This is a genomic window from Sporichthyaceae bacterium, from assembly GCA_036493475.1.
Classification (GTDB): Bacteria; Actinomycetota; Actinomycetes; order Sporichthyales; family Sporichthyaceae; genus DASQPJ01.
This window is the reverse complement of sequence record DASXPS010000158.1, coordinates 17,060-34,455: the sequence shown is the minus strand read 5'-3', so window position 1 is coordinate 34,455 and position 17,396 is coordinate 17,060. Positions and strand designations below refer to the sequence as shown.

12 protein-coding genes and 2 tRNA genes are annotated in these 17,396 nt (G+C 70.3%); 6 read left to right on the top strand and 8 right to left on the bottom strand.

Annotation, left to right across the window (positions count from 1 at the left end; translation table 11 throughout):
* Positions 1–159 precede the first annotated feature (159 nt).
* Both VGJ14_16315 and VGJ14_16310 read right to left on the bottom strand, forming a co-directional pair.
* Positions 160–232 (bottom strand) — tRNA-Arg (locus VGJ14_16315).
* A gap of 73 nt (positions 233–305) precedes the next feature.
* On the bottom strand, positions 306–1,415 hold the full coding sequence (locus tag VGJ14_16310) for a glycerophosphodiester phosphodiesterase (GenBank protein HEY2833994.1): 1,110 nt from the start codon (positions 1,413–1,415) through the stop codon (positions 306–308).
* 127 nt (positions 1,416–1,542) lie between these two features.
* On the opposite strand from VGJ14_16310, the gene VGJ14_16305 reads away from it, so the two are divergent.
* Positions 1,543–2,337, top strand: coding sequence for a methyltransferase domain-containing protein (locus VGJ14_16305; protein ID HEY2833993.1), 795 nt, complete (start codon positions 1,543–1,545; stop codon positions 2,335–2,337).
* Here VGJ14_16305 and VGJ14_16300 read toward each other — a convergent pair whose 3' ends face one another.
* The 3 genes from VGJ14_16300 to VGJ14_16290 all read right to left on the bottom strand — a co-directional run bounded on the left by VGJ14_16300 (position 2,338) and on the right by VGJ14_16290 (position 5,162).
* Positions 2,338–3,450, bottom strand: a complete 1,113-nt coding sequence (locus tag VGJ14_16300; GenBank protein ID HEY2833992.1) for a hypothetical protein — start codon at positions 3,448–3,450, stop codon at positions 2,338–2,340.
* 161 nt (positions 3,451–3,611) lie between these two features.
* The gene (locus tag VGJ14_16295; protein ID HEY2833991.1) at positions 3,612–4,769 is read right to left on the bottom strand and encodes an SPFH domain-containing protein; all 1,158 of its coding nucleotides are present in this window, start codon (positions 4,767–4,769) and stop codon (positions 3,612–3,614) included.
* A 302-nt stretch (positions 4,770–5,071) separates the two neighbouring features.
* A tRNA-Ser gene (locus VGJ14_16290) sits at positions 5,072–5,162 on the bottom strand.
* A 163-nt stretch (positions 5,163–5,325) separates the two neighbouring features.
* On the opposite strand from VGJ14_16290, the gene VGJ14_16285 reads away from it, so the two are divergent.
* A complete protein-coding gene (locus tag VGJ14_16285) occupies positions 5,326–7,539 on the top strand; it encodes a PAS domain-containing protein (protein HEY2833990.1) in 2,214 nt (737 codons plus the stop codon).
* A 3-nt stretch (positions 7,540–7,542) separates the two neighbouring features.
* On the opposite strand, the gene VGJ14_16280 is transcribed toward VGJ14_16285, so the two are convergent.
* Positions 7,543–9,192 (bottom strand): long-chain fatty acid--CoA ligase, encoded by a 1,650-nt coding sequence (locus VGJ14_16280; GenBank protein HEY2833989.1) that lies wholly within the window; start codon positions 9,190–9,192, stop codon positions 7,543–7,545.
* A 232-nt stretch (positions 9,193–9,424) separates the two neighbouring features.
* Here VGJ14_16280 and VGJ14_16275 point away from each other — a divergent pair, with 232 nt between their 5' ends.
* Both VGJ14_16275 and VGJ14_16270 read left to right on the top strand, forming a co-directional pair.
* Positions 9,425–11,365: an LCP family protein gene (locus tag VGJ14_16275; GenBank protein ID HEY2833988.1), complete on the top strand. Its 1,941-nt coding sequence runs from the start codon at positions 9,425–9,427 to the stop codon at positions 11,363–11,365.
* A 284-nt stretch (positions 11,366–11,649) separates the two neighbouring features.
* On the top strand, positions 11,650–12,675 hold the full coding sequence (locus VGJ14_16270) for a hypothetical protein (GenBank protein ID HEY2833987.1): 1,026 nt from the start codon (positions 11,650–11,652) through the stop codon (positions 12,673–12,675).
* 72 nt (positions 12,676–12,747) lie between these two features.
* Here VGJ14_16270 and VGJ14_16265 read toward each other — a convergent pair whose 3' ends face one another.
* Complete coding sequence (locus VGJ14_16265; protein HEY2833986.1) at positions 12,748–13,959, bottom strand: pyridoxal phosphate-dependent aminotransferase; 1,212 nt, start codon at positions 13,957–13,959, stop codon at positions 12,748–12,750.
* Positions 13,960–14,216: 257 nt separating this feature from the next.
* Here VGJ14_16265 and VGJ14_16260 point away from each other — a divergent pair, with 257 nt between their 5' ends.
* Positions 14,217–14,645: a hypothetical protein gene (locus VGJ14_16260; protein ID HEY2833985.1), complete on the top strand. Its 429-nt coding sequence runs from the start codon at positions 14,217–14,219 to the stop codon at positions 14,643–14,645.
* A gap of 153 nt (positions 14,646–14,798) precedes the next feature.
* The gene (locus VGJ14_16255; protein ID HEY2833984.1) at positions 14,799–16,331 is read left to right on the top strand and encodes a hypothetical protein; all 1,533 of its coding nucleotides are present in this window, start codon (positions 14,799–14,801) and stop codon (positions 16,329–16,331) included.
* A gap of 7 nt (positions 16,332–16,338) precedes the next feature.
* On the opposite strand, the gene VGJ14_16250 is transcribed toward VGJ14_16255, so the two are convergent.
* Positions 16,339–17,157: an alpha/beta hydrolase gene (locus tag VGJ14_16250; protein ID HEY2833983.1), complete on the bottom strand. Its 819-nt coding sequence runs from the start codon at positions 17,155–17,157 to the stop codon at positions 16,339–16,341.
* Positions 17,158–17,396 lie beyond the last annotated feature (239 nt).

The following is a 17,396-nucleotide window of genomic DNA, read 5'->3' as shown; positions in this document are numbered from 1 at the left end:
GGACGCCACCTATTGGCTGACCGACGCCGCCCGGCCCGTCGGACCGGCTCGAGGGTGGCGGCAGATTCGCGGCGGGGATCAGCTCGATTGGGCTCCGGACGACCACGCGGCCCCATTCCCGGGGTGGGAAAGGGGCCGTTGACCTGCGGTGATACCGGGCGCGCTCGAAGGGATTCGAACCCCCAACCTTCTGATCCGTAGTCAGATGCTCTATCCGTTGAGCTACGAGCGCCCGGCCGGTGGGCCGAGAGGCAAGTCTAGCGTTCGCCGGCGGGCGGCCCCCCGCGGGTGGCCGGCCGGCCACGTCAGGCTGAACAACTATTGCCGCGGGCCTTCACGGCGGTGTCGGGATAGTCGCTGAACACCCCGTCGATGTCGGCGGCGAAGAACAGCCGGTACTCGTCGACGGCGTCGCCCTTGGTGTTCGGATTGCCGCCGCGGCGCAGCTGGGTGGGCAGGAATTGGTTCTCGCTGCGAAACGCGTACGGGTGCACCTCGAGCCCGGCGGCGTGCGCGTGGCGCACGAAGGACGTCGGTTGGCGGGAGTTGCCGTGGGCGTCCACCGGGATCACGTAGTCCTTGGACGGGCCGACCGCGTCGGCGTACCGGGCGATCCCGCGCAGTCCCGTGGTGGTCGCCAGGGCGCGGTAGGTACGCCGGTCACCGGACCTGACGAAGTCCGCCGGGCGGTCCACCGGCTCGGCCAGCAACTGCACCAGCCGCACCCCGACCTGCCGGCGCAGCGTCTGCAAACTGCTCGGCTCGAAGGATTCGACGAACACCTTGGCGTCCGACCCCTCCAGCGCGTTGCGGCGCAGCGCGTCCACCAGCGGGGGCTCCAGCGGTTTGCCGATGGAGCGGAAGTACGTCGGGTGTTTGGTCTCCAGGTAGAGGCCGATGGTCCGCCCGAGCTGCTTGGACAGTCGCCGGGTCAGGTCGATGATCTGTTGCAGGGTGGGCACCCGGTAGCGGCCGTTGTAACGCGTGTTGTGCGGACGGATGGCCGGTAGGCGTTCCTTGGCGCGCAGCGTCCGCAGTTCGGCGAGGGTAAAGTCCTCGGTGAACCAGCCGGTGGTGCGCACCCCGTCGATGGTCTTGGTGGTGCGCCGGGACCGGAACTCGGAATGATTTGCGACGTCGGTGGTTTGCGAGATGTCGTTCTCGTGCCGGGCCACCAGCACGCCGTCGGCGGTGCTGACCAGGTCCGCCTCGATGTAGTCCGCACCCATCCGCGCGGCCAACGCGTAGGACGCCAGGGTGTGCTCCGGTCGATAGCCGGGCGCACCGCGGTGGCCGATGACCAGCCGACAGCCTGTCCGGTGCGGGACGGGTGCTGCCTGTGCCGCGGGCGCCGTGGAGGTGACCGCCCACAGGGCCAGCGCGGCGGCGATCCGGCGACGGGATGTGCGGTTCATCGCGCGACCATATGCGCTGCGTCCGGCCAACCCGACGCAATAGGTGCGGGTTGGCCCGACGCAATGGGCTGTCTCATTTGACGAGACTATCCGTCCTGACATTTGAGACAGGCGTAGGGTTGCGGGCATGACCACCTATACGCACGGCCATCACGAGTCGGTCCTGCGCTCGCACCGCTGGCGCACCGCCGAGAACTCCGCCGCGCACCTCGTTGAGCATCTGCGTCCCGGTGACCGCCTGTTGGACGTGGGCTCCGGCCCCGGCACCCTCACCCTCGACCTGGCGCAGCGCGTCGCACCGGGCCGTACCACCGCAGTGGAGCCCACCGCCGAAGCGCTGGACCTGACCCGGGCCGAGGCCGCCCGCCGGAGTATGGACATCGATCTGGTCGTCGCCGACGTGCACGCGCTGGACCTGCCCGACGACGCCTTCGACGTCGTACACGCCCACCAGGTGCTGCAGCACGTCGCCGACCCGGTCACCGCGCTACGCGAGATGCGCCGGGTCACCCGCCCCGGTGGCCTGGTCGCCGCGCGGGACAGCGACTACGCCGCGTTCGCCTGGTACCCGAGGCTGCCCGAACTCGACGTGTGGATGACGCTCTACCAGCGCTGCGCGCGGGCCAACGGCGGCGAACCGGACGCCGGGCGCCACCTGCTGGCCTGGGCCCACGCGGCCGGCTTCGCCGACGTCACGCCCTCGGCGAGTACCTGGTGCTTCGCGAATGAAGCCGACCGGGCTTGGTGGGGCGGCATGTGGGCGGACCGCATCCTGGACTCCGCGATGGCCCGTCAGGCCGTCGAAGCCGGCTACGCCACCCCCACCGACCTCGAGGAGATCTCCCGGGCGTGGCAGAGCTGGGCCGCGCACCCGGACGGCTGGATGGCCCTGCTGCACGGCGAGATCCTCGCCCGGGCGTGACTAGCGATACCCGGCGCCGCCACTGTGCCGCTGGGAGGCGTAGATCGCCAATGCGACTCCGGCGACGATCAACCCGGCCAGCACCGCCAGCGCGATCTTGATCCAGCTGTACGGGCGCTGCCCGTGCACCTCGCCGGTGACCCCGTTGACGTAGACCTGGAAAGGCTTCTGACGGAACGTCACCACCAGCAGGAACAGCGGCAGCAGCAGATGCCGGAAGGTCTGGTCGCGCCACGTCGTGTCGAGGCGCTGAATGCGCTGCTGGTCCCCGCCGATGTCGGCGCGCACACTGCTCTCGATCTCCGCGGCCATCTTCTGCCGGGCCACGCCGTAGCACTGCGGCAGGTCCAGGTCGTAGGAACGGGACACCGCCCCGGCCAGGTACTCACCCTTGAACGCGACCGCGTCCTGGGTGGGCCACGGCTCGAGCTTGGCCATCCGCTCGGGTTCCAACGACGTGGTCGCCTCGATCGCGACGTCGTCGAAGGGCACATCGACGTTGCCCTCGACGTAGTACCACTGCGTATAGGTCTCGACCCGCTGGTTGTTCCCCGAGCCCACCGTGCGGGTGTACGTGACGCCACGCTCGCCCGCGTAGTCGGTCAGCGTCTGCGCGTCGAAGGTGAAGAACGGCACGTAGATCGGGTTGAACGAGCCGGTCGAGCTGTATCGCTTGAACGCGTTGGGTGCGAACCAGCGTTGCGAGATCCAGCCCTCGACCAGTTCGTGCGCCTGCTTGGAGTCGATGCCGAACGGCACCACGCCGTCCACCGGCAACCGGTCCGGCGCATCGCGGACGTCGCTGCGCTGCACCGGGGTGGCGCAGAACGGGCAGCGGGTTGCGGTCAGCGTGCCGACCAGGCCGATGGCGCCGTTGCAGTTCGGGCACACCAGTTCCTTCTCCGGTGCGCTCGGTTCGGCGGCGGCCGGCGGCGGGGGCGCGGACAGGGCCGCCTCCAGGTCCCGCTCGGCCGGCTTGGTCGGGTCCCGCTCGATCGGCTTGGTGGACCCGCAGCTCGGGCAGAGCAGTCCACCCACCCGACCGCTCCACACCATGCCGGCGCCGCAGGAGAAGCAGGCGAAATGCACGGTGGACGGCGCCTGCGCGGGCATGGCAGGCGGTGTCGGCATCGGCGGGGGCCCGTCCAGCGGCGGCGGCCCGGGCATGGGCGGTGGACCGGGCATGGGCGGTGGACCCGGCATCGGGGGTGGGTCGGGCGGGTCCTGCGGCAGCGGCCCCGTCGGGATCGGCGGCGGGGTCTCCTCGGGCGAGGTCACTGTGCCGGCGGCGCCGGCGGGACGGGCGGCGGCGGCATCGGCGGTGGGGTGGCGAACAAGGCGGCGAGTTGGGCCACCGAGGAGGCCGCAGCCCAGCCGGGCATACCCTGCGTCCACACCAGGGTGGCCGCCTGCAGCTGCCCGGTGCCGACCATGGCCTGCAGCTGCGCCAGATTGAACGGGCCGGACGGCTGCCCGCCCGCGTCCACGTGGAACATCACGCCGGCCGGCATCGGCGGCGGAACTGCACCCGGTGCCGCCTGCGGGGCCTGACCGGCGGCCAGGGCGCCGGCCATCTGTTGGCCCAGGGCCAGTCCGACCCCGGCGCCCACCATCGATCCGGCGCCCCCGCCCGCGTTCTCCGCGGCGGCCAGCGTGGCGTCCGCGGCGCGCACCTGCTGCAACCGTCCGACGTCGCCGACGTTGCCGACGTAACCCTTGGTCTCCAGACCGCGGGCCACGCCTGCGGTCATCGCCGCGGTGATCTCCTCGGGCAGCGAGACGTTCATCGCGATCGACTCCACGGCCAGGCCGTACTCGTCGTCCACGCCCTCCTGCACCGCGGTCTTGAGCTTGCCCGCGATCTCCGCGTTCTTGCCCTGCAGGTCGATTGCGCCGTAACCGGAGCCGGACAGCAGGTCGGCGAACGCGGTGGCGATCAGCCGGCGTAGCAGCTCGGTGATCTCGTCGAGCTCCACCGCGCTGTCCGTGCCGATGACCTCGCGCAGAAAGATCTCCGCGTCCGCGATGCGCACCACGCACAGACCGTTGGCCCGCACCGGGACCATGCCGAAGTCCGGGTCACGGATGACCACCGGCTGCGGGGTCCCCCAGCGCAGGTCGGTGACCGGCCGGGTGTTGATGAAGTAGACCTCGGACCGGAACGGGCTGGCGAACCCGTGCTTCCACCCCTGCAAAGTCGCCAACAGTGGCAACGCCTCGGTGGTGAGCTGGTAGTGCCCGGGCTGGAACCGGTCGGCGAGCTGCCCCCGATACACGAAGACCGCCTGCTGCCCCTCCCGCACGATCAGCTGAGCGCCGTTCTTGATCTCGTTGTTGTAGCGGGGGAAGCGCCAGGCCAGCGTGGTCCGCGAGTCATCGATCCACTCGATGATGTCGACGAACTCGCCCTTGATCTTGCCGATCAGTCCCACCGCGGCCTCCCAAACCCTGAACCCGAAACCACCCTATGGGAGCAACGCATTCACCGTTTGGGCCAAGCCACGACCGCCGCCAGCGAGGGGCCGACGGCGAGCGCAGCGAGCCCGTTGGGAGCAACGCATTCACCGTGTGGGCCAAGCCACGACCGCCCAGCGAGGGGCCGACCGCGAGCGCAGCGAGCCCGTCGGCCGTGCGCGGGCGAAGCCCGCGCCGCGACGCGAAGCGTCGCAATGAAACAACCGGAGCGTAGGTGGGGAAGGTGCGCCAAGCGCACCGACCACACTCCACCCCTACGCGGAGGCTCGGGGATTTGAACCCCGGATGGGCTTTAAGGCCCAAACCGCATTAGCAGTGCGGCGCCATAGACCGGACTAGGCGAAGCCTCCAGAGTTTCTAACGCGCACACGTTATCGGTCGCCGCCGCGGGCAAGCAAAGACGATCTAGAGGGTCAACCCCCTGTGATTTGTGTGGGCAGCGGTGCAAGACTGCCCTGTCGTCCGGGACCGACGCGGGCGGCGGCGCGGCGGGTATTCGGAGGTGGCGGCGGGGTGGCAGCCAGACCGACGCGCAACACCGCCCGCTTGGCCGCGATCCTCGATCACCTTCCCGACGCGCTGTTGCTCATCGACCCGGTCGGCGCGGTGGTCAATGCCAACGCACGCGCTATCGAGGCGTTCGGCGCCGGCGGCGCGGCGGCCCTGGTCGGGCGCACTCTCAGCGAGTTGTTGCCGGGCCTGACCCCGGACCTCGCCGGCTCCCCGTCGACCTGGCCGGCGGACGGCGGCGCCGCGTCGCGTACCTACGCCCACGCGCTGACCGGCAGCTCGTTCGGCGTGGAGGTGACCTGCTCCCGGGTGCCGTGGGGGAGCGGGGAGGAGCGTCTGCTGGTCTCGCTGCGCGAGGGCGAGTCGGCGGTGGAGGCCGAGCTGGTGCGCACCGGTCGCGCCGCTCAGGCGGTGCTGCGCAGCACCGAGGAGGCCGTCTGCGGGGTCGACCGCGAGGGCCGGGTCATGCTGGCGAACCCGGCGGCGGCCCGGCTGCTCGGCGCCCGGGTCAGCGCGATCGCCGGGCGGGATCTGCACTCGTTGGCCATGCACACCCGGTTGGACGGCACCGCCTACCCGGTGGCGGAATCCCCGGTGACCCGCACCCTGCGCAGCGGGCGACGGTTGCGCCGGCGCCCGGAGATCGTCTGGCGACAGGACGGCAGCCCGGTGCCGGTGGAGGTGTCCTCGGCGCCGATCAAGGACGGCGCCGAGGTGATCGGCGCGGTGCTGGCCTTCAACGACATGACCGAGGCCGGGGAGCTGGAGCGCCGCCGGATCCGATTGGTCGACGTGCTGGCCGCCGAGCTGACCCCCGGGCTGGGCAAGCTCAGCGTGCAGGGCGACCAGGAGGACCTGGTAGCGCGGCTGCGCGCGATCGTGGCCGACGCCATCGATTATGAGAATCTGATGACGGGTCAGGCGACGCCGGAGCCGACCGCGGCCGACCTGCGCGATGTGGTGGTCGAGGCGGTTGCGGCACGCCAACAGGCGGCGGGTGAGCGCGGCGTCGAGTTGACCGTGCACACGATCGACGCCCCGGCGGCCGCCGACGCCCCGCGGCTGGTGCTGGCGCTGTCCGAGCTGATCCGGGCAGCGGTGGACGCGACGCCCGCGGGCGGCACGGTGAGCGTGACGCTGAGCCCAGAGGTCGAACTGCTGCGGATCTCGGTGGACGGGGTCGATCAGAGCACCGGCCCGGCGGAAAACCCACTGCTGCGTTGGCTACGGCCGCGCGGATCGGTGCCGGGCGGCGCCGACCCGGATCTGGCGTTGGTGCAGATCGTGGCCGAGGCGCACGGCGGCCGGTTCCTGCTGGAGTCCAAGCCGGACGGGATCCGCTCGTACGTGATTGAACTGCCGCGTCCCGTCCCGCCCTCGACCAGCCCGCGCAAGCACGCCCGTAATTCGGTGCCGCAGCCCGCGCCCGAGCCGATCCCGAGCGCCGTCATTCCGCCTCAGCCGGCCATGCCCGCTGTGCCCACCGCTGCCGAACTGTCCGTGGCCACCGCTGATGTCATCCTCACTGACCTCGCCCCGCCGCAGGTCCTGGTGTGGCCGGAACCCACCCCTTCGCTGGCCGGGGCGCTGCTGGCGCGAGGCCTGGCCTCGGTGGCCCTGGCCCGATTCGAGCAGCCGGTGATCGTGCCGGTGGGCACCGCGGTCGTGTTCATCGACCCGGGTGCCGAGCCGTTGCGGCGGCGCCGGCTCACCGAACTCGGTGCCGCGGCGGCCGAGGCGGCGCTGCCGCTGTTGGCCGTGGCCGGCCTGGCCGAGGTCGACGGATCTGATCCGGCCGGTGACCCCGCGGTGCTGCTGAGCGGCCTGGTCCCGTCCGGCGATGTCGGTCGCGTGCTGATCATCGAGGAGGACCCGGCGCTCGCCGCGGCCTTCGGTGCGGGGCTGGCGCTGGCCGGTGTGCGCGGCTGGCACGCGCGCAGTGACGCGGAGGCGGCCGGCCGGCTGGCGCACGCCCGACCCGACGTGGTGTTGCGCAACCTCGCCGGTCCCGAGCCGGTTGACACCGTCTGGCTGCACGGACCCGACGCGCCGCCGATCCCGGTGCTCGCCTACACCACCGACGAACTGGCCGAGGGCCACCAATACCGGCTCGAGCGTGGGCAGACCGTCATCGGGTTGTGTCCGCGTCTGGAGAACGCGACCGTCGACCAGCAGCTGGCTGTGCTCTTGGCCCGGCTGTCCGGCCTGATCGGCTGACGCTCAGAAGGTCGTCACGTCCAACTCGCCGGCCGCGTGCCGTGCGCGCAATACCTTCTTGTCGAACTTGCCGACCGAGGTCTTCGGCACCTCGGCAACGAATACCCAGTTCTCCGGCAGCTGCCACTTCGCGACCTTGTCGCCCAGGTAGTCGCGCAGTTCGGAGAAGCTGACGTTCGCCTCCGGGCGCAGCACCACCGCGGCCAGCGGACGCTCGTCCCACTTCGGGTCCGGGATGCCGATCACCGCGGCCTCGGCCACCGCCGGGTGCCCCATGATCGTGTTCTCCAGGTCCACCGAGGAAATCCACTCCCCGCCGGACTTGATCACGTCCTTGGCCCGGTCGGTCAACGTCAGGAACCCGTCCGGGGTCAGCGTGCCGACATCGCCGGTGCGCAGCCACCCATCTCGGAACTTTTCCTCACCGAGGTCATCGGGCATGTCCGGGTTGTGGTAATAGGAAGCGGCCACCCACGGCCCGCGCACCTCGAGCTCGCCGACGGCCTCCCCGTCGTTGGGCATGATCGCGCCGTCGTCGTCGACCAGTCGGCCCTCCACCGCACAGGGCAGCCGACCCTGGCTGATCCGCCGCGCCCAGGTCTCCTCCGGCGACAGCCCGACCGGGGCACGCCCGACCGACCCGATCGGCGACAGCTCGGTCATCCCCCAGGCGTGGATGAGCCGCACGCTGTGCCGCTCCTCGAAGCCCTTCATCATCGACGGCGGGCAGGCCGACCCGCCGACCACCACGTCGCGCAGACACGAGACGTCCACCGGGTTGGCGTCCAGATGCGCCAGCAGCGCACCCCACACCGTGGGCACCGCACCGGCCACGTCCGGCCGCTCGGTCGCGATCAGCCGGGCCATCGGTTCGGCCTGCAGGAAGCGGTCCGGCATCAACTGATCCGCACCGCACATCATCGCGGCATAGGGCAGGCCCCAGGCCATGGCGTGGAACATCGGCACCACGGCCAGCACCTTGTCGCCCTGCGACAGGTTGAACCCCTCCGCCGACATGCCCTGCATGGAGTGCAGATAGATCGAGCGGTGCGAGTAGGCCACCCCCTTGGGGTTGCCGGTGGTGCCGCTCGTGTAGCACATGGCCGCGGCGTCACGTTCGTCGTCGATCAGGCCGGGGTGGAAGTCGAAGTCCTCCGACGCGCCGGCCATCAACTCCTCGTAGTCGTGGATGTCCGCGCCCATGCCTTCCAGCGCGCTGCCGTCCCCACCCGGCGTGACCAGCACGTGCCGCACCGTCTTCATCTGGTCCAGCACCGGCGCGAGCAGTCCGATCAGGCTGCCGTCGCAGATCACCACCTGGTCCGCGGCGTGGTTGGTGATGTAGACGAGCTGCTCGGGGAACAGGCGAATGTTCAGCGTGTGCAGCACCGCGCCCATGCTGGGCACCGCCGCGTAGGCCTCGACGTGTTCGGTGTTGTTCCACAGGAAGGAGCCGACGCGCTCGTCGCCGCGGATGCCCAGCGAGCGCAGGACGTTCGCCAGGCGCGCGGACCGCTTGCCCAGTTCGCCGTAGCTGATGCGCCGGCAACCCTCGCCGTCGAAGGTGGCCACCTCGCCGGCCGAGTGCACGGATGTCGCGTACCGCACGATGCGTCCGACGGTCAGTGGTGCATCCTGCATCGTGCTGCGCATCGAAAGTCCCCTCAGCTATCCCGCCCGCCTGCCGGCACCGGTTGGCCGCATCCTGACAGCCACGGTTCGACTTGTCATCGCAGCCATCGCCGGCGGACAATTGGGGTAGAAGCGGACGCCCCCTTTGGCGGGTGCGCCTGCTTCTCGTCTTTCAGGGCTTGCCCAAACTTGGCACCGGCCCGGTTTGTGCCCAAGGTGAACGTTGTTCAATCACCAGGCAAGCAACGACGTAATGCCGCTGGAACCCGCGCCCGCCCGAAAGGTATTGCTGATCGTGTCCGGCTCTCATCGCCAGCCCGGCCATCGCGGCCCGGCCGAGGGTGCGCCGACCGTGGGCGACTCGGGTCGGGGCAGCCACCGCGGCACGCCCGCCGAGGATCTGCCGGACATCGCCGCGCGACCGCGTTCACATCGCGGTACGCCGGCCCCCGGTGAGACGTGGGTGAAGCCGGGCAATGGATCACATCGCGGTCTGGGCGAGCCGGGGGCGGCGCCGCCGAAGACCGGCGCATCCGAGCACGAGCCGCGGCGACACCGCGGCACGCCCACCGCAGCCGAGACCCCGTCATCGGGCACGGCCCCGGCATCTGCGCAGGAATCCGCCGCCGGTAAGCACGCCCGCCGGGTCATCGCCCCGCCGGCAGAACTCGGCGACGTGTTCGAGGTCGACGGCCCGGCACCGGTGCACCGCCGCCCCCGGCGGCGGCCCAGCCTGGGCCGGGCGCTGCGTTGGACCGCGTTGTCCGTGCTGATCCCCGGCATTGGCCACCTGGCCTCCGGGCGGCGTCGGCTGGGCATGGCGATCGTCGCGACCTTCGGGGCGCTGCTGATCACCGCCACCGTGCTGGCGCTGGCCGTGCCGCACTCCCGTTGGGTGCGGGTGGCGCTCAAGCCGGACGACCTCGTCGCGGTGATGAGCGTGTGCGGCGTGCTCGGCCTGATCTGGGCCGGCGTAGTGGCCAGCAGTTGGTGGGTGGCCCGACCCAGCGGCATGGGCCCCGCGCAACGCGTGATCGGAACGTCGGTCGCGGCCACGTTGAGTCTGGGTATAGCCGCGCCGTTCGCGTTCGGCGCCCGCACCGCCTATGTGCAGTACGACCTGCTCAACGACATTTTCAGCGCCCCGATGATGCCGGTGGTCCAGCCGAAGGCCGTGGTGAAGCCCGTCGGTTTCGGCCCCTCGCACGGGATCTTCGCGGGCAAGCAGCGGGTGAACGTGTTGCTGCTCGGTGGCGACGGCGGCAAGGACCGTACCGGCGTGCGCACCGACTCGATGATCCTGGCCAGCATCGACACGATCACCGGCAGCACCGTGCTGATCTCGTTGCCGCGCAACATGATGGACGCGCCGTTCCTGCCCGGCACCCCGATGGCCAAGCGGTTCCCGAACGGCTTCGACGACATGCTCAACGCGGTCTACCGGTACGGCACTGACCACCCCGAGGTCATGCCGGGCACGCCGTTCCCCGGTGGCGAACTGATCAAGCAATCCTTCGCGTACACCATCGGGCAGAACATCGACTACTTCGTGCTGGTTAACCTGGCGGGCTTCGCGGACCTGGTGGACGCCATCGGCGGGGTCACCATGACCGTGCCGCGCCCGCTGCCGATCGGCGGCCGGCACGACGGGCACAACAAGGTCATCACCCCGCCGACCGGGTATCTGCAGCCGGGCCACCGCAAGCTGTCCGGCTACGAGGCGCTCTGGTACGGCCGGTCCCGGTTCGACTCCGACGACTACTCCCGGATGGCGCGGCAGCGGTGTCTGCTCACCGCGATCGCCCATCAGGCCAGCCCGCTCACCGTGCTGACCAACTTCAGCAAGCTGGCCGGCGCGGCGCGGCAGATCATCCTGACCGACATCCCGATGGCTGCGTTGCCGGACCTGTACTCGTTGGCGGGCAAGGCCAAACAGGCCAAGGTCACCGACGTGAGCATTGTGCGCAACGCGCAGTTCGACCCGGCCCACCCCGATTTCGCCTACATCCAGAAGCAGGTGCAGGCCGCGCTGACCGCGTCGCAGCAGCCGCCGGCACCGCGACCGGCCGGCGTGGTGGTCGCCTCCCGTGACCACGCCCGCCAGACCAAGGCGGGCAGCGTGATGAAGACCGCGGCCAAGCCCAAGCCCAAGCCGGCCGCGGCGGCCGCGCCCGCCGACCCCGGGTCCTGCTGACCGCTCGGTGCTGCTGCGCAACTAACAGCGCGGATGGCCCGTCGGGCGTTCTGCGGGTTTACACAGCGATTGCCCGTTGGCGTTTTGCCTGGTAGCGGGCGAATCGGGAGTCAAGCTGCGTGCAATTCAACGTCCCTCACCTTGACGGTGCCTTGCCTGTCTTCGACCCTGCAAAGGTCGCTCATCCAGGTTCGGTAACGGTGCCGGTGCGGCGGCGTCCGCCCCGATTCGGGTCCTAAGGCCCGCATCGGTCGTGCGCCGTGCCGGTGAGGAAGGCGCACCGCATGGCCAGCATCCCGAATGACATCGGGCACGACCCGCCCGGCGCCGACGATGCCCTGGAGTCGGCGTCGTTCAGCACCGCCTCCGGGCCCGCCGATACGGCGGTGACGTTCCGCGCGAACGGCTCCCCGCGAACCGTCGTGCCCGGCGCTCTGCAGTACTCCGAACTGCAGCCCGCCGCCCGGACCGACTACGCGTTCCACGCCGGGTCCTGGCTCGCCGGGCCCAACGGGTTCGAGTATCAATCCGAGCCCATTGTGGACATCGACGCGCCGCCCGGCTGGGACCCGCTGACCGACCCGTGGCCCGTCCCGGCGGCAGCCAAGCCCGAGCGGCCCACCACCGCCGTGGTGCAGGTCGTCGGCGCCCGGCACCGGATGGTCGAACCCGTCGAGCTCGCCTACGACGACCTGCTGTCGGCCGCTCCGGAGCCCGCCGTCACCGAGCCCGCGGTCATCGAGCCCGCGGTCATCGAGATGGCCGTCATCCAGTCGGCCGACATCGAGATGGTCGCCCCGCAGCCCGAGCCGGTCGATCACGCCGCCCTGCAGACCCAGCCGGTGGACCTCACCGAGTGGCCGGACTGGGAGGAAGCCCCGATTTCCCCGGCGAGCGTGCTCACCGAGCCGGTGGACCTGGCCGAGTTGTTCGCTCCGGAACCCTGGGACCACCCGTCCGGCCCTTTGCCGCACATGGGCGAATGGCCGCCCACCGGTGAGGTGCCGGAGTCACCGGCGGAGATGTTCGACCCGGTGAGTGTCTTCGATGTGACGTTGACCGGCCCGCTGGGCAACGTCGACCTTGGCTTCCGCGACGGTCACTGGTACTCGATCTGCGGCGAGCAGGAGCGTCGGGTCAGCGTCGGGGAAGCGATGCGGGTGCACCCGCAGTTGGCCGGTCAGATCACCCAGCTGGCCTGCTGGTGGATGCGGCAGAACCCGATGTCCGAACGGTCGCTGGACCTGGCCACTGAGTTGTCCATGGCGATTGCCGAGCAGGCGCGGCGCACCGCGAACATCCCCGTCTGAGCGCACAAAGAAACGCCGCGGTCAGCAGATTCCCGACCGCGGCGTTTCTGTGCGCCGGGCGCACGCTCGGCTCTATTGCTTGTAGGTGCTGAGGAACCGGGCGATGCGGGTGAGCGCCTCGCGCAGGTCGTCGGTGTGCGGCAGCGTGACGATGCGCAGGTGATCCGGCGTCGGCCAGTTGAAGCCCCGGCCCTGCACCAACAGGATCCGTTCACTGCGCAGCAGGTCCAAGCACAGCCGTTCGTCGTCCACGATCGGGTGCACCTTCGGGTCCAGCCGCGGGAAGCAATACAGCGCGCCCTTGGGCTTGACGCAGGAGACGCCCGGAATCGCGTTGAGCATCTCGTAGGTGATGTCGCGCTGCTCGAGCAGTCGACCGCCGGGCAACACCAGATCGTCGATGCCGTGCGCGGAGGACAGCGCGGTCTGGATCGCCCACTGCGACGGCACGTTCGCGCACAGCCGCATATTGGCCAGGATCGTCATGCCCTCGAGGTAGCTGCGCGCGTGCTGCCGGGGGCCGGTGACCACCGCCCAACCGGAGCGGAAGCCGGCCACCCGATAGCACTTGGACAGCCCGCCGAACGTGATGGTGAGGACGTCCGGGGCGACCACGGCCATCGGCACGTGCACGGCGTCGTCGTAGACGATGCGGTCGTAGATCTCGTCGGAGAACAGCACCAGGTTGTGCCGACGGGCAATCGCGGCCAGGCCCTCGAGCACGTCGCGGGAGTACACCGCGCCGGTCGGGTTGTTCGGGTTGATCACCACCAGGGCCCTGGTGCGCTCGGTGATCTTGGCCTCGACGTCGGCCAGGTCGGGCATCCAGTCGGCGCCCTCGTCACACAGGTAGTGCACCGGGCGGCCGCCGGCCAGCGTGGACACCGCCGTCCACAGCGGGTAGTCGGGGGCCGGCACCAAAATCTCGTCCCCGGTGTTCAGCAGCGCCTGCAGGGCCATGGCAATCAGCTCGGAGACGCCATTGCCCAGGTAGATCGAGTCGACGTCGACGTCGTCCACGCCGAGGGCGGTGTAGTACTGGGCGACAGCGGTGCGTGCGGAGAACAGGCCCTTGGAGTCGGAGTAGCCGGAGGCGTTGGGCAAATTGCGCACGATCGCGGCGACGATGTCGTCGGGGGCGTCGAAGCCGAACGGGGCCGGATTGCCGATGTTGAGCTTCAGGATGCGGTGACCGGTCTGCTCGAGACGGTTGGCCTCCTCGAGCACCGGGCCGCGGACGTCGTAGGCGACGTTCGCCAACTTGTTGGACTGAGTGATCTCCACCAGCAGATCTTAGGTGGGCGCCCGGCCGACGCGTGGGTGAATTACTGGTGCGTACGGCAACCCCGAAGATGAACTTGTGCCAGGGTCAAGAACGGCGTCGACACTGCCGATGTAACAAGTGACCGGCTTGGCCCCCACAATGCCTTTTCTCAAGCTATTCTTGGAAATCGGTGGCGAGACGGTCGCATTTGCGGCAGCGTCGACCCCGTCAGGGTGGGTCGACGCAACGGGACGTCTAGCACCAAGGGTTGATGCACATGTCTGCGCGAGTGCTCGTCGCCTACGCGGCCAGCACCGGCTTCACCAGCCGGCAGGCCGCCGCAGTAGGCAGCCAGATTGCCGCGGTCGGCGATCTTGAGGTCGATGTGCAGCCGATTGCCTACGTCCGCACCGTCGAACCCTATGTCGCGGTCTTCCTCGGTTGGTCGGGGCATTCCCGCGCCGGTCGTCGCGAAACCTTGCGATTTCTGACTCGCAACGCGTCCTGGCTGCCGACCCGGAAGATCTGGGTGGTGCACCACCAGCCCGGCCTGGAAGCGGTCCCCGCCGCCGGCCGCGGCCCGGTGCGGCTGTCCCGCCTGCTGGTCCGCCAGGGCGTCCCTGCCCACGCCTACCGCCAGAGCACTCCCGCCGAGGTCGCGGGCCTGGTCACCCCCACCCCCGCCGAGCCTGCCCTCGCCGGCTAGCCGCGCTGACCGCCGGCAGCGACCGCATGACATCCGTTCCGGGGAACGCATGTCATGGCCACGAGGGCCTTGTCGTTCGTCTGGACGGCTGACAAGGCCTCATTGCGCATGACATGCGCTGGGTGGGGGCGCGCTGCCTGAGATAGTGCGCAAATGGCGGTCCGTCGCACCTCGGCGGTTGACGCGATGTTTTGGTTGTCGGTGCTCGCGGTGGGCGCGGCGGTAGCGATCTGGCCGCCGCACACGGTGGACGGACCGGCGCACGTGCTGGGTGCGGTGGCCCTGGTCGATCACCACGAGCCGCTGTACGCGCACTATTACCGGCTGAACTGGTTCCCGACGCCGAACCTCGGCGGAAGTCTGATCCTCGCCGGGCTGGTCAAGCTGACCACGGTGCGCGCCGCGGAGACCGTCGTCGAGGTGGCCTGCGTGGTCGGCCTGCCGCTTGTGCTGCGCTATGCGATCCGCGCGCTGCATCCCGAGCAGGGCTGGTTGGGTCTGGCCGCGCTGCCGTTCGCGTTCAACTACCTGTACTTCTACGGCTTCTACAGTTTCTGCCTGGGCTTGGTCGGCTGCCTGGGTGCGGTGGGCCTGGCGCTGCGCGCCGCGCCGGATTGGCGGCCCGGCCGGACCGCCGCGCTGGCGGTGACCCTGGTCGCGACCTGGTTCCTGCACCTGGTGCCGTTCGCGCTGGCGCTGGTGTTCCTCGCCGCGCAAACGCTCGTGGGTCCGCGCCGCGCGCGCACGCTGCTGGCCGGGACGGCCGCCGCACTGCCCGGCGTCGCGCTCACCGTGGCCTACGCCGCGCACACCACGCAGGGCAGCGGCCCGACCTGGAACGGCTCACCGGGCCTGCTGCTCGGGCTGATCACCCTGCACACCCCGCTGGTCACCTACTCCCGGTGGGAGAACGTGGTCGGCGTCGGGTTGGCGCTGGTGCTGCTCGCCGTCGTCCTCCGCACCCGTACGTGCTACGCCCGGGACGCACGTGCGGTGGCGTGGGCCGGCGTCGCGGCCACGGTGCTCTACCTGGCCGCGCCGGACAGCTTCGGCGTGGCCTTCGGATTGATCAACGATCGGCTGAGCCTGTTCCCGGTGCTGCTCGGCCTGCTCTGGCTCGCTGCCCGCCCGATCCCGCGCCGGGCCGCGCACACCGTCGCGGGCGCATCCCTGGTCGCGCTGGTCGCCCTGGCCGCGATCCGGGTGCCGACCCTGCGCCAGGAGAATCAGCTGGCCGACGAGTACGCCCGCGCCGCGCAATTCCTGCGCCCGAACTCGACGCTGGTCGCGCTGCGCTTCGCCGAGTTCGGTCCGGACGCCGGACGCAACGGGCACTGGGATCCGCTGCGTCACCTTTCCAGCCAACTGGCCGCGCAGGTGCACGCCGTGGACGTCGGGCACTACGAGGCGGAGTTCGACTACTTCCCGACGCAATTCCGGGCCGGCACCGACCCACGCCGGATGATCGATCCGATGCTGGTCGGGCTACCTGCGGTGCCCCCGCGCGTGCATTTGGGCGCAGCCCACCCGGCTATCGAGTTCGTGCTGCTGATCGGCACCGAGCAGGTCCGACCGGGCCCGGTCGCGGACGTGCTGGCCGCGACCCGCGCCGAACTGGCCACGGACTACACCCGCATCGCGGTCACCCGCCCACGCGGTCTGGTCGAGGTGTGGCAACACAACTGACGTAACGTCAGCTGATGGCGGCGAACCGCTGTTTCAGCCACGACTTGATCGTCGGCCACGCCTTGTCCCAGTAGTCCATGCCGTGCTTGTCGCCGTCGATCATGTGCAGCTCGGACGGCACGTGGTGCTTGACGGCGACCTGATGGAAGCGGATGGTGCTGCGGTTGTCCACCCACTCATCGGTCGAGGCGAACGACAGCACCGCCGGGTCGCGGTGGTCCAGGTGCTCGGCCGCGTCGTCCCGGTCGAACGCCTTCCCGCACTTCAGCGGCAGACAGTTCAGCAGGGTGTCGGTGACGGTCCGGGCGAGCTTGGCCGAGCCCGCGGTGTGGGTGGTGTTGGCCGCCACCAGGCCCAGGTCCATCGGCGCGGACAGGGTGATCAACCCGGCGCCGTAGCGGCTGCCGTCCCCCCAGGTGAGCGCCGAGGCGGCCAGCTCGCCACCCGCCGAGCTGCCCAACACCACGATCTTGTGCGGGTCCACGTGCAGCGCGTCGGAGTGTCCCTTCACCCACTTGACCGCGGCCTGCACGTCCTCGCGCCCGGCCGGGTACGAGCTGTCCTGGGCGAATCGATAGCTCATCGGGAACGCCACATAGCCCTGCCCGACCATTTGGCGGGCCGCGCCGTACATGCTCGTCTTGCTGCCGTGCGTCCAGGATCCGCCGTGCACCAGGATCACCGCCGGCCGCAAATCGGTGCCGTGCGGCGCCGCCGCCACCGTGGCAGGCGCGAAGACGTCGATGTCGTTGCGCGTGTGCTTGCCGTAGTTGAAGTGCTTGACGGACACGCCGGATGTGGCGGACGCGGTGGTCGACGCCAACATTGGGGTGGTTTGCCCGGCGGCTGACGGGGCAGACGCAGGATGTACCGCCGTGGCGGCGGCAGATCCCGTGGTCGGCATCGCGACCGCGGCGGTGAGCATGCCACCAACCAAGGCGGTTGCAGCAGTCAGGGTCACGGGTAATTTCGGCATGCGAACCCCCCGAGCCGGCGTGCGCACCCCCGTGCGACGCCCGCGGCGTTGTGGTGTGTGCCACGCTAACCCGCGGCCACGTCGAGAAC